Source organism: Streptomyces graminilatus (assembly GCF_001418565.1).
GTDB lineage: Bacteria > Actinomycetota > Actinomycetes > Streptomycetales > Streptomycetaceae > Streptomyces > Streptomyces graminilatus.
On sequence record NZ_LIQQ01000562.1, the window covers coordinates 1 to 11,483 of the forward strand.

The window sequence follows — 11,483 nt, forward strand, 5'->3', positions numbered from 1 at the left end:
AGTAGCGAGCTACGTCTCAGCCGTTGTGACTGAGCACGACCTGTCCCTGTGAAGTTGAGGCAGTCCCGCTCTTCCTGAGACATCCAAGTGGGGGTGGCTGGTGGATGCCGAGGATTTCTGGAGAGGCTATATGCCTCAGTCCAGAAGGCCTTACTCTCTCTTCCAGGCCACGGCCACGTAAGTCGATGCCTCGGGCGAGCGGAAGGCTTCGCGACGAGCCGCATCATTAATCTGTTCGCATGACATCGAACGGGGACCGCCGTTTCCCCATAGCCCTGGCCGCCGCCATGGAGGTCCGGCTCGACTGCATCGGCGAGGACAAAGTCGACTTCGAGCCCTACGAAGCCTTCCTCACCGCTGACGAGACAACCGACTGGTTCCGGGCATGGACCGGCAATGGCGAGCTGAACGGCGACGACTTCCGTGTGTTCGGCCAGGACGGCACCGGTGGAAACGTCGCCTTCTGGCTGAGCCGCCCAGGTCAGCCACTCGTCGAGCAGCCCATCGTCTTCCTCGGTTCCGAAGGAGAGACCGGCGTCATCGCCCGGAATCTCGCCGCTTTCCTCTGGTTGCTCGCCGACGGCTTCGGTCCATGGGAAGCATCCACAACGCACGACCCGGAACCCGACTGGGTTCCCCGCCCCAATCGTGAACTGACAGCTATCGCCGAACAGTTCGCACCGGACCACCGCGCACCGGCAGTCGCCATCGTCGAGCAGGCCACACAAGATTTCCCGGATTTCGACGACACCATCATGAAACTCTGCCGCTGAATCCGGTCGCATGAGGCCGACGCGGGTCAGGCCAAGGAGAGACGCATGACACAGCTCTCGGAGATGAGCGAGCGCGAGTACTTCGCCAACGTCGGCCAACGCCCTGGCATGTTCGTCGCCAAGACCTCCTTCCACATGCTCACCGCGTTCCTGACCGGCTACGACCAGCACGCCCTCCGGCACGGCGGGCACGGACTCGACGGCTGGCATGAATGGCTCGTCGCGCGCCGCGGCCGTGACTGCAACCATGCATGGCCCGGCCAAGTCCTCCACATCGCGATCCCGGGCGGCTGGGACAGCATCTGGGACCTACCGCCCGAGGACGAGAAGCAGGCGATCAAGGTCTTGTTCGAGCTCCTCGACGAGTTCGCCGCCGAGCACGAAACGGCACCGATTGCCTCAGGTTGAGCGAGACAAGCAGCATCCTTACGTCTCGCTCAAAGTCCCGGAAGGCCCTCGCCGGAATGCGGTCCGGAAAGGGATTCAGGCGATGTGGCGCAGCAGGCTGACGTGGAGTTCGCCGTCGAGGAGGTCGTCCAGTTGGGCCGCAAAGGCCTGGAGGTGGGTGGTCTGGAGGTTGGCGGCGTGGTCGGCCGGGGTGCTCCAGACCTCGTAGAAGCAGAACGCGGCGGGGTCGTCCACATCGACGTGCAGGTCGTAGGTGACGCAGCCCGGCTCGCGCGTCGTCGGCGCCACGAGCGCGGTGAGCGCCTCGCGCAGCGTCTGCTCCTTGCCGGGCTTGGCCCGCAACTGGGCGACGACTGTCAGTGCGGGGGATTCGGTGTTCGTCATCAGGCTGGATGTTCCTGTTCGTGGCGCGGCGGCCGGGTGCCACCAGTGCGTAGACGACGCTAAAGGCATGTGGTCCGGCTATACAGTCCTATTTCATGGGTAACCACCGGACCAATCACCGGACCAATCAGGCCACCGGCCTCCTCATCGAACTGTCCGAGGACGGTGGGTCGCTGTACGAGCGCCTGACGAGTGGGATCAGGGCCGCGATCGCGGAGGGCCGCCTGGCACCGGGTCATCTGCTGCCGCCGAGCCGGGCGCTGGCCGCCGAACTCGCCTGCTCCCGGTGGGTCGTCAACGAGGCGTACACCCAGCTCGCCGCCGAGGGCCGGCTCCAGACCCGGCAGGGTTCCGGCACCCGCGTCACATCCCATCCCGCCCTGCACACGCCCACCCGTACCACCCGTACCACCACCACCCGTAGCACCGCCGTACGTGAACCGGACCGGGCCCCCGCATCCCCGCCACCGGTCGTGGCCGACCTTCGGCCGGGTACGCCGGACGTGGCCGCGTTCCCCGCGGGCGGGTGGACCCGGTCCCTGCACCACGTCCTCACCTCCGCCGACGGGGAGCCGTCGGTCTTCCCGCCCGCGGCGGGAGCGGGGCGGTTGCGGGAGGTCGTGGCCGCCTATCTGAGCCGGGTGCGCGGACTGACCGTCGAGGCCGACGACGTGCTCATCACCTGCGGTACCTCCCATGGTGTTGCGCTCGTGGCACGCGTACTGGCCGCGCGCGGGGTCCCGCACCTGGCCGTCGAGGATCCCGGCTGGCCCCGGCTGCACCAGGTCGCTGCCGCGGCCGGCCTGACCACCGTGCCGGTCGCCGTGGATGCGGAAGGTCTCGACGTCGAGGCGCTGCGGCAGACGGACGTACGGGCGGTGCTGTGCGCGCCCGCCCACCAGTTCCCCACCGGCACGGCCCTGTCCCCCGCCCGCCGGAGGGCGCTGCTCGCCTGGGCCGAGGAGTGCGACTCCGTGATCGTCGAGGACGACTACGACGCCGAGTTCCGCTACGACCGCAGACCCGTCGGCGCGCTGGCCGGCCTCGACCGCAGCCGTGTGGTCTATCTGGGCTCGGTCAGCAAGACCCTGCATCCCGGGCTGCGTCTCGGCTGGATGGTCCCGCCGCCCACACTGCGCCAAGCTCTGCTCCACGCCCTCGACAGTTCGGCCGCCGGCCCGAGCACCCTCGACCAGCTCACCTTCGCCAGGCTCGCCGACACCGGCGGCTACGACCGGCACCTGCGCCGCGTACGCAAGGCCTACCGGGCCCGCCGCGACGCCCTCGTGACCGCGCTGGATCACCACGACGTCATCCGCGACTCCGGCCGCCCGGTCCAGGGCATCGCGGCGGGCCTGCACCTGCTGGTCCCGCTGCCCTCCGGGCTGGACGACCGTACGATCGCCGAACATCTCGCGGTCCGTGGCATCGCCACCGCCGCCCTCTCCGGGTACGCCACCCGGCCCCACCCGCCGGCCCTGGTCATCGGCTACGGCCGACTCGCCCCGAGCCGCGCGCAGTGGGCGGCCGAGCAGATCGCGGAGGTCGTCGGCGACGAGCTGAAAGCCTCCTCGACCGATCAACGCGCAACCAATGAACACCATCCGCATGTCAGTCGGGCCCTCTACGATCCCCGGTCATGACCGATGACGCGCTCGACCACTCCATCGCCCACTACTCCATACCGGGTCCGCTCACGCGCCTCGCCGCAGACCAGTCACGGTTCATCAGGGAGCTGCCGGACGACCCGGTCGGCATGTGTGCCGCCGTGCAGCTCCTGGTCATCCAGCCTGCCGACGCCACCGAACTCGGCCTGCCCGAAACGCGGTTCGCGGAGAAGGACATCCGGCCGGTGAACGAGCTGGTCGCCCGGCTGACCGCCCTGGACCCCAGCCCCCTGCACTACGGCCGGCCACCCGAGAGAAGGGTGGTGGGTACGTGCCGCCACTTCGCCACCATCGCCTGCGCGATCCTGCGGGCTCGGGGCATTCCCGCCAGGGCCAGATGCGGCTTCGGCACCTGTTTCCAGGCGGGACGCGGCCTCGACCACTGGATCACCGAGTACTGGAACACCGGCGAACGGCGCTGGGTACGCGTCGACACGGAACATCTCGGCCACGGCTACACCGAGCGCCCGGAGGACCTCGCGCCGGGTGAGTTCCTGACCGGTGGCGAGGCTTGGATCCAGTACCGCGAGGGACTGATCGACCCGCACATGTACGGCGTGGCCGGGACCGATCACGCCTGGGGTCCCGCCGAGATCAGCGGCAACGCGGTCCGTGACCTCGCGGCCCTCCGCAAGCTGGAGATGCTGCCCTGGGACGAGTGGGGCCGGATGACCGAGGCCTACGAGGGCAGGACCGGCCCCGACTACGACCAGCTCATCGACACGGTCGCCGAGGCAAGCCGCAGCGAGGATCCGGCCGCCCTCGCCGAGCTGTTCGCCCACGAACACCTCACGGTTCCCAACCACATGATCGGCTGACGTGCGCCATGCCGAGAGGGTCCTGACCCTCGGCTCGGTCAACGCCCCGTAAGCCAGGCCACCATGTCGTACACCGCCCGGCAGTAAGGGTCGTGGACGTGAACGTCGTCCCTTCGCAGTCTCTCCAGCTCCCCCGTTGCCAGGAGGACCGGAAGCACGGCGTGCGCTCCTGTCACACCGGCCACGACCGAGCCGTCATCCTCCCGAAGAGGAAGGTCGACGCCGAACGGCGGCTCGGCCTGTGACGCGGGAGTGTCCAAGTAGAGCCGGCATGTGGCCCGGTCCAGGAGCAGGAAGCCGCGCAGGCGCAACTCCGACGGCTCGTCCGGCCTCTCGGGGGCGGAGAAGGCCGCCGCCGCGGCCCGCAGTGCGTCCGTGAGGTGGGATCGTGGCCGGTCCACGAAGTCGTGGACGGCGGCTGAGGCGTCGATCACCGGGATACCGAAGGGGTCTCGCGGTGCGCCCTCGACCTCGTCGTCGGAGCAGGTGGCCAACGCGGTGCGCAGGGCAGACGCCAGGTCCGGCGAGGGGATGTTCGTGCCGGGTGTGTCCGTGAGCGGGAGGTCGAAGGCGATTGACGTGTCCAGGCGCTCGCCGTCCCACAGCACGACGCGGCCGACGCCGCGCCGGTCCGGGGAATTCACGACGCCGCGCACGAGCCGGACTCCCCGCCCGGTCGCGAACTCCGTTACTCCGCTGAGCATTTCGTGTGCCAGGCCCGCCTGCAGACCGGACAGGCCCTTCTCGTCCCACGTCATCATGCGGTTGCGGGGCCCGCCGTCGTCCCCGACCGGGCAGGGCCGAACCACCTGGACAGCGCGGCGTCCAGATCCTTCTGGTCCTCGCCGGCCCATGCCACGTATCCGTCCGGCCGCAGCAACAGCCCAGCGGGGACGTCGAGTTCGCCGAGTTGTCCGTGGAGTTGTCCGTGGAGTTGTCCGTGGAGTTCCTGGGCGTCGTCGATCACGTGGTCGACGACGTCCGTCCAGCCCGCTGTCGAGAGGCTGCCCGTTCGGTCGAGGAGAAGGCCCCGTCCGTCGTGCATCTGCTCGTAGAGGCGGCCCCGCTTGAGCGTCAGGTCCCGCATGCGGCGGCCCAGCAGGTCGTGGCCCTCACCGAAGTCGTAGCGGATGCCGATTCCGGTGAGCTTCTCGATCAGGTACGTGTTCACGTTCTCGAAGTCCATCAGCTCCGAGAGCAGCCGGCGCACGGCCTGAGGGCCCGGGTCCGTGGACATCAGGTGCGTCTGCGCGCGGGTGCTGTCCAGCACGTCGGCTGCCACCTGGTGCCGTTCGGATTCATAGCTGTCCAGCAGGCCCTCCGGGGCCCGGCCGCCGATCTCCGCGGCCAGTTTCCAGCCGAGGTTGAACGCGTCCTGGATGCCGAGGTTGAGCCCCTGCCCGCCGACCGGCGGGTGGACGTGCGCCGCGTCGCCGGCCAGCAGCACCCGGCCCACGCGGTAGCGCTCGGCCAGCCGGGTGGCGTCGCCGAAGCGGGAGATCCAGCGCGGGGAGTGCACGCCGAAGTCGGTACCGGCGTACGCCCGCAACTGGCGCTTGACCTCGTCGAGGGTCGGTGGGACGGTGCGGTCCTCGGTCACTCCCTCGGCGGGGACCACGACGCGGTACACGCCGTCGGTCCCCATCGGGCCCAGGCCGAACCACTTCTGCGTCTTGCGGACCTCCGCCACCACGGCGGCCACCGTCTCCCGCTCGACACCCACCTTCATCTCGCCCAGCAGCGCCTGGCGCCGGGCGGGCTCGCCGGGGAAACCGACGCCGAGCAGCTTGCGTACGGTGCTTCGGCCGCCGTCGCAGCCGACGAGGTAGCGCGAGCGCAGCCGGGTGCCGTCGGCCAGCTCGGCGGTCACCCCGCGCTCGTCCTGGCTCAGCCCGACCAGCTCGCGGGAGCGCCTGACCTCGGCGCCCAGACCGGTGGCGTGCTCGTACAGCAGGCGGTCGGTTACCGGCTGCGGGATGCCGAGTACGTAGGGATGAGCGGTGTCCAGCCGGGCCGGCGCGGGCTTGTCCATCGCCGCGAAGAAACCGCCGGCGACCGGGTACCGCTTCCCTTCCGCGAGGAACCGCTCCAGCAGACCGCGCTGGTCCATCACCTCGATGCTGCGCACATGCAGACCGAGCGCGCGTACGACCGGGGTCGGTTCCGCGTCCCGCTCCAGCACGAGCACCCGTACGCCGTGCAGCCGCAGCTCGGCGGCCAGCATCAAGCCGGTGGGGCCGCCGCCGACCACGATCACGTCCGCCGCGACCGTCGCGTCCGCCGTACGTGTCGTGCCTGTCGCGTCCGTCGTGTCCGTCGTGTCCGTCGTGTCCATTGCGAATACCCCCATTTCGGCAGCCTCGACTCCGTGATCTCCGCGATTTCCGCAGGTCCGGGCCGCCTCGGCCGACGATTCTGCGGCACGACCGGGGCCTTGCCGCAAGCCCCCCTGTGCGCTATATGTTGAGAGTGGCAGGGAGTACATGAACTCCCTGTCTTTATCTTTTTGTCCTCCTCGCCGAGCGCTCGTACGCCCGCAGCTTCTCCGGCGTCAGGATCCAGTACAGCCCGTCGATGCCGTCCGGTCCCACGGTGACGCTCATCAGGGCGACCGCTGTGCCGTCCTTGGTCAGCAGCATGGCGGGGTGGCCGTTGGCCTCGACCAGGCCGTAGTCCGCCCCGGGGAAGAACTTCTGGGCGAACGCGCTGATCCGCGCCACCCGTCCGGTACCGGTGACCTCCAGCCGGGCCACGCCACGCATGCCGTTGCCGTCCGCGTAGGCGACGACATCGGCCGAGAGCACGTTCTCGAGCGCGGCGACGTCACCGTGCCGTGCCGCCGCGACGAAGGCTTCGAGCAGCCGCCGGTGCGCCGCCGCGTCGACGGGGTCCCGGCGTTCGGCGGACAGCCGTTTGCGGGCCCTGCTGACGAGCTGCCGTGTGTTGGCCTGGGCCAGCCGGAGCATGTCCGCGATCTCGTCGTACGGATAGTCGAAGGCCTCCCGCAGCACATAGGCGGCCCGTTCCACGGGGTTCAGCTTCTCCAGGACCAGCAGTACGGCCACTTCCAGGGCCTCGCCGCGCTCCGCGCCGACCTGCGGATCCACCCCGGTGTCCACGAACTCGGGCAGCCACGGCCCCACGTACGCCTCACGGCGGACCCGCGCCGACTGGGCCACGTTGATCGCCAGCCGGGTCGTGGTCTTCGCCAGGAACGCGCCGGGAGCCAGCACCGCGCTCCGGTCGGTGCCCTGCCAGCGCAGCCACGCGTCCTGCACCACGTCCTCGGCCTCGGACACGCTGCCCAGGACGCGGTAGGCGATACCGAACAGGCGCGGGCGCAGCCCCTCGAACACCTGGGCGGCCTCGTCCAGCGAGTCGCGGGCGTCGCGGGTATCTCGGGAATCGCAGGAATCTCGGGAATCGCGGGTGAGGGGCCGTCGCTCGTCCATGATGCCGATGCCTCCGCGTCCACGGGTACCGGCCTGGATCCTATGCCGGGGGCCTGCCCGGACCCCGTACCGGCGCCGGGGCCCGGTGGTACGGTCGCGGAATGGACCCGCAGGAACTCGCCAGCCTCGCGCATCTGCGCCGGGCCCGGGATCTGATCGACCGGGAGTACGCGCGTCCGCTCGACGTGCCGACGATGGCCCAGCACGCGCTGATGTCACCGGCACACTTCTCGCGGCGGTTCCGGGCCGCCTACGGCGAGACGCCGTACAGCTATCTCATGACCCGCCGGATCGAGCGGGCGATGACCCTGCTCCGCGCCGGCATGAGCGTGACCGACGCGTGCATGACCGTGGGCTGTACGTCGCTGGGCTCGTTCAGCTCCCGGTTCACCGAGATCGTCGGGGAGACACCGAGCGCGTACCGGGCCCGGGAGCACGACGCGGTGACGGCGATGCCCGCCTGCGTGGCGAAGGTACAGACCAGGCCGAGCAGAAACGGGCCGAGCACGGACGTCGTTCCGGCCGTTCCGGCCACCGGTACACCCGCCGGGGACACCGGGAACGGGGCCGGAAAGGTACCGAGCAGGATTCGAGAAGCGGGCCGTACGGCCGCCGCCTAGCGTTGTCTGCATGGACATCGCACTGCAGTACTGCCACATCACTGTCAACGACCCCGACGAGGCGCTCGCCTTCTACCGCGACGCGCTCGGCTTCGAGGTCCGCAACGACGTCGCGTCCGGCGAACACCGCTGGGTCACCCTCGGCAGCCCCGCGCAGCCGGATCTCGAACTCGTCCTCTCCAACCCGCACGCGGGCCGCTCGCAGGCCGACGGCGACGCTCTCCAGGAGCTGCTCACCAAGGGCGTCATGCCGATGTTCGTCTTCCGTACCGACGATCTCGATGGCATGTTCGAGCAGGTACGGGCGTCCGGCGCCGAGGTTCTCCAGGAGCCCATGGACCAGGCGTGGGGCCCGCGCGACTGCGCGTTCCGCGACCCCTCGGGCAACCTGGTACGGATCTCGCAGAAGCCGAAGAGCTAGCCGCCACCTCAGCCAGTAGGAATCCCAGTCGAGACGGAGACCCGATGAGCACGACCCCGAGGACGGACTCGCAGGCGGCGTCCGGTACGCCGCCGCACGGTGCCGACAGTCACGATCTGATCCGTGTGCACGGCGCGCGCGAGAACAACCTCAAGGACGTCAGTATCGAGCTGCCGAAGCGTCGGCTGACGGTGTTCACCGGTGTCTCCGGTTCCGGCAAGAGTTCGCTGGTGTTCGACACGATCGCCGCCGAGTCGCAGCGGCTGATCAACGAGACGTACAGCGCGTTCGTCCAGGGGTTCATGCCGACGCTGGCGCGGCCCGAGGTCGACGTACTCGAAGGGCTGACGACCGCGATCATCGTCGACCAGCAGCGGCTCGGTGCCGACCCGCGTTCCACGGTCGGCACCGCCACCGACGCCAACGCGATGCTGCGCATCCTGTTCAGCAGGCTGGGGCAGCCGCACATCGGGCCGCCCAGCGCGTACTCCTTCAACACGGCCTCGGTCCGGGCGAGCGGCGGGATCACCGTCGAACGCGGTGCCGAGAGGACGAAGACCGTCAAGGCGACCTTCAACCGCACCGGCGGTATGTGCACGCGCTGCGAGGGCCGGGGCGCGGTCTCCGACATCGACCTCACCCAGCTCTACGACGACTCCAAGTCGATCTCCGAGGGCGCGTTCACCATCCCCGGCTGGAAGTCGGACAGCCAGTGGACCGTGCAGCTGTACGCCCAGTCGGGCTTCCTCGATCCGAACAAGCCGATCCGCGAATTCACCAAGAAGGAGATGCGGGACTTCCTCTACGGCGAGCCGACCAAGGTAAAGGTCAACGGCGTCAACCTCACCTACGAAGGCCTGATCCCCAAGATCCAGAAGTCGTTCCTGTCCAAGGACAAGGAGGCGCTCCAGCCGCACATCCGGGCGTTCGTGGAGCGGGCGGTCACCTTCGCCACCTGCCCCGAGTGCGACGGCACCCGGCTCAGCGAGGGCGCCAGGTCGTCGAAGATCGGCAAGATCGGCATCGGCGACGCGTGCGCGATGGAGATCCGGGACCTGGCCGAGTGGGTACGCGGCCTCGACGACCCCTCGGTGGCACCGCTGCTCACCGCGCTCCAGCACACGCTGGACTCGTTCGTGGAGATCGGCCTCGGCTATCTCGCCCTCGACCGCGCCTCCGGCACCCTGTCGGGCGGTGAGGCGCAGCGCGTCAAGATGATCCGGCACCTCGGTTCGGCCCTCACCGACATCACGTACGTGTTCGACGAGCCGACGATCGGTCTGCACCCGCACGACATCCAGCGCATGAACGACCTGCTGCTGCGGCTGCGCGACAAGGGCAACACCGTGCTCGTGGTCGAGCACAAGCCCGAGGTGATCGCGATCGCCGACCACATCGTCGACCTGGGCCCCGGCGCCGGTACGGCGGGCGGCACCGTCTGCTTCGAGGGCACGGTGGAGGGGCTGCGGACCGGCGGCACGGTCACCGGCCGCCACTTCGACGACCGGGCGAGTCTCAAGGATTCCGTGCGCAAGCCCACCGGAAAGCTGCCGATCCGTGGCGCGACGAAGCACAACCTCCAGGGCGTCGACGTCGACATCCCGCTCGGGGTGCTGTGCGTCGTGACGGGTGTCGCCGGGTCCGGCAAGAGCTCGCTCATCCACGGGTCGCTGATCGACACCCCGGGTGCGGTCGCCGACGGTGTGGTGGCGGTCGACCAGACCCCGATCCGGGGTTCCCGACGCAGCAACCCGGCAACGTACACCGGTCTCCTCGACCCCATCCGTACGGCGTTCGCCAAGGCCAACGGGGTCAAGCCGGCCCTGTTCAGCGCCAACTCCGAGGGCGCCTGCCCCACCTGCAACGGTGCCGGTGTCATCTACACCGACCTGGCGATGATGGCGGGCGTGGCCTCGACCTGCGAGGACTGCGAGGGCAAGCGGTTCCAGCCGGCGGTGTTGGACTACCACCTCGGCGGGCGGGACATCAGCGAGGTGCTCGCGATGTCGGTGGCGGAGGCGGAGGAGTTCTTCGGGGCGGGCGAGGCGCGTACGCCGGCCGCGCACCGCGTCCTCGACCGGCTCGCGGACGTCGGCCTCGGCTACCTCAGCCTGGGCCAGCCCCTCACCACCCTGTCCGGCGGCGAACGCCAGCGCCTCAAGCTGGCCACGCACATGGGCGACAAGGGCGGCGTGTACGTCCTCGACGAGCCGACGACCGGCCTCCACCTCGCCGATGTCGAGCACCTGCTCGGCCTGCTCGACCGGATCGTGGACTCGGGCAAGTCGGTCATCGTCGTCGAGCACCACCAGGCGGTGATGGCCCACGCGGACTGGATCATCGACCTGGGCCCCGGCGCGGGCCACGACGGCGGCCGTATCGTCTTCGAGGGCACCCCGGCCGACCTGGTGGCGTCCCGCGGCACCCTCACGGGGGAGCACCTGGCGGCGTACGTGGGCGCCTGAACACACCCCGCGCCAACCGCTGCCCCTGTCGCCCTACGCCCGGATCCACTCCTCGACGGCCGCGAAGTCCGCGTCCCGCAGCCCGTGTCGGGGATCGACACGGTGCAACAGGGCCCGCCCCGGGTGGTGTTCGGCCACCCACCGACGGTCGGCGCCGGTCACCTCGTCGTCGAGCCAGACGAAGTCCCGCCCGGCCGCCAGCTCGACGAGAGGGCGGGTCTTCCAGTGCACACCGGGCACACCGGGTACACCGGGCACACCGGGCGGGCCTGGCTGGTCGTCGAACTCAGGGTCCTGCTCCGGCCAGTGCACCACTGGAAGGTCCGGCAGGCCGAGCCACGGGGCGACGCAGTCGTTCGCCTCGTCCATCCAGGTCGTGGCCCACACCAACTCGCAGCCCAGCGCGGCCAGTCGAGGCCCGAGGGCGGGGTCGATCCGGGGCAGGAGAGGGTTCGCCCCGGATCGACCCCGCCCT

At 69.8% G+C, this 11,483-nt stretch carries 12 protein-coding genes; 7 read left to right on the forward strand and 5 right to left on the reverse strand.

Features of this window, described 5'->3' with window-relative positions; translation table 11 throughout:
- Positions 1 to 287: 287 nt before the first annotated feature.
- Both AOK08_RS36470 and AOK08_RS36475 read left to right on the forward strand, forming a co-directional pair.
- Positions 288 to 773 carry an SMI1/KNR4 family protein gene (locus AOK08_RS36470; protein WP_241827245.1) on the forward strand — a complete coding sequence of 162 codons (486 nt, stop codon included), beginning with the start codon at positions 288 to 290 and terminating at the stop codon, positions 771 to 773.
- Positions 774 to 818: 45 nt separating this feature from the next.
- A complete protein-coding gene (locus AOK08_RS36475) occupies positions 819 to 1,181 on the forward strand; it encodes a hypothetical protein (RefSeq protein ID WP_055534039.1) in 363 nt (120 codons plus the stop codon).
- 75 nt (positions 1,182 to 1,256) lie between these two features.
- Here AOK08_RS36475 and AOK08_RS36480 read toward each other — a convergent pair whose 3' ends face one another.
- Complete coding sequence (locus AOK08_RS36480) at positions 1,257 to 1,565, reverse strand: putative quinol monooxygenase (protein WP_055534042.1); 309 nt, start codon at positions 1,563 to 1,565, stop codon at positions 1,257 to 1,259.
- Positions 1,566 to 1,660: 95 nt separating this feature from the next.
- On the opposite strand from AOK08_RS36480, the gene pdxR reads away from it, so the two are divergent.
- Together pdxR and AOK08_RS36490 are read left to right on the forward strand one after the other, a co-directional pair.
- Positions 1,661 to 3,208, forward strand: a complete 1,548-nt coding sequence (gene pdxR / locus AOK08_RS36485; protein ID WP_055534044.1) for a MocR-like pyridoxine biosynthesis transcription factor PdxR — start codon at positions 1,661 to 1,663, stop codon at positions 3,206 to 3,208.
- Complete coding sequence (locus AOK08_RS36490) at positions 3,205 to 4,050, forward strand: transglutaminase-like domain-containing protein (RefSeq protein ID WP_055534046.1); 846 nt, start codon at positions 3,205 to 3,207, stop codon at positions 4,048 to 4,050. Before pdxR ends, AOK08_RS36490 begins: the two co-directional genes overlap by 4 nt.
- 38 nt (positions 4,051 to 4,088) lie before the next feature.
- Here AOK08_RS36490 and AOK08_RS36495 read toward each other — a convergent pair whose 3' ends face one another.
- The 3 genes from AOK08_RS36495 to AOK08_RS36505 all read right to left on the reverse strand — a co-directional run bounded on the left by AOK08_RS36495 (position 4,089) and on the right by AOK08_RS36505 (position 7,502).
- Complete coding sequence (locus AOK08_RS36495) at positions 4,089 to 4,811, reverse strand: hypothetical protein (RefSeq protein WP_157876951.1); 723 nt, start codon at positions 4,809 to 4,811, stop codon at positions 4,089 to 4,091.
- Complete coding sequence (rox, locus tag AOK08_RS36500) at positions 4,808 to 6,400, reverse strand: rifampin monooxygenase (protein ID WP_277816057.1); 1,593 nt, start codon at positions 6,398 to 6,400, stop codon at positions 4,808 to 4,810. The genes AOK08_RS36495 and rox overlap by 4 nt, the downstream gene beginning before the upstream one ends.
- A gap of 148 nt (positions 6,401 to 6,548) precedes the next feature.
- Entirely contained in the window at positions 6,549 to 7,502 is a 954-nt protein-coding gene (locus AOK08_RS36505; protein WP_079054480.1) for a sigma-70 family RNA polymerase sigma factor, read from the reverse strand.
- A 101-nt stretch (positions 7,503 to 7,603) separates the two neighbouring features.
- Between AOK08_RS36505 and AOK08_RS36510 the strand changes: the two genes are divergently transcribed.
- Genes AOK08_RS36510 through AOK08_RS36520 form a run of 3 tightly spaced genes read left to right on the forward strand, consistent with a single transcriptional unit; the run spans position 7,604 to position 11,008 of the window.
- Entirely contained in the window at positions 7,604 to 8,122 is a 519-nt protein-coding gene (locus tag AOK08_RS36510) for a helix-turn-helix transcriptional regulator (RefSeq protein WP_055534050.1), read from the forward strand.
- Between the two features lie 10 nt (positions 8,123 to 8,132).
- Positions 8,133 to 8,543 carry a VOC family protein gene (locus tag AOK08_RS36515; RefSeq protein ID WP_055534051.1) on the forward strand — a complete coding sequence of 137 codons (411 nt, stop codon included), beginning with the start codon at positions 8,133 to 8,135 and terminating at the stop codon, positions 8,541 to 8,543.
- Positions 8,544 to 8,587: 44 nt separating this feature from the next.
- Positions 8,588 to 11,008, forward strand: a complete 2,421-nt coding sequence (locus AOK08_RS36520) for an ATP-binding cassette domain-containing protein (protein ID WP_055534053.1) — start codon at positions 8,588 to 8,590, stop codon at positions 11,006 to 11,008.
- A gap of 33 nt (positions 11,009 to 11,041) precedes the next feature.
- Here the strand turns inward: AOK08_RS36520 and AOK08_RS36525 are convergent.
- Positions 11,042 to 11,483: hypothetical protein (locus AOK08_RS36525; protein WP_055534064.1), on the reverse strand; the 442-nt coding region annotated here is incomplete at its 5' end.

Excerpts from the sequence above, each read along its gene's own strand:
- AOK08_RS36510 (WP_055534050.1), top strand. The coding sequence starts at position 7,604 with ATGGACCCGCAGGAACTCGCCAGCCTCGCGCATCTGCGCCGGGCCCGG.
- AOK08_RS36490 (WP_055534046.1), top strand. The coding sequence starts at position 3,205 with ATGACCGATGACGCGCTCGACCACTCCATCGCCCACTACTCCATACCG.
- AOK08_RS36505 (WP_079054480.1), bottom strand. The coding sequence starts at position 7,502 with ATGGACGAGCGACGGCCCCTCACCCGCGATTCCCGAGATTCCTGCGAT.
- AOK08_RS36480 (WP_055534042.1), bottom strand. The coding sequence starts at position 1,565 with ATGACGAACACCGAATCCCCCGCACTGACAGTCGTCGCCCAGTTGCGG.
- AOK08_RS36470 (WP_241827245.1), top strand. The coding sequence starts at position 288 with ATGGAGGTCCGGCTCGACTGCATCGGCGAGGACAAAGTCGACTTCGAG.
- rox (WP_277816057.1), bottom strand. The coding sequence starts at position 6,400 with ATGGGGGTATTCGCAATGGACACGACGGACACGACGGACACGACGGAC.
- pdxR (WP_055534044.1), top strand. The coding sequence starts at position 1,661 with ATGGGTAACCACCGGACCAATCACCGGACCAATCAGGCCACCGGCCTC.
- AOK08_RS36495 (WP_157876951.1), bottom strand. The coding sequence starts at position 4,811 with ATGATGACGTGGGACGAGAAGGGCCTGTCCGGTCTGCAGGCGGGCCTG.
- AOK08_RS36520 (WP_055534053.1), top strand. The coding sequence starts at position 8,588 with ATGAGCACGACCCCGAGGACGGACTCGCAGGCGGCGTCCGGTACGCCG.
- AOK08_RS36475 (WP_055534039.1), top strand. The coding sequence starts at position 819 with ATGACACAGCTCTCGGAGATGAGCGAGCGCGAGTACTTCGCCAACGTC.
- AOK08_RS36515 (WP_055534051.1), top strand. The coding sequence starts at position 8,133 with ATGGACATCGCACTGCAGTACTGCCACATCACTGTCAACGACCCCGAC.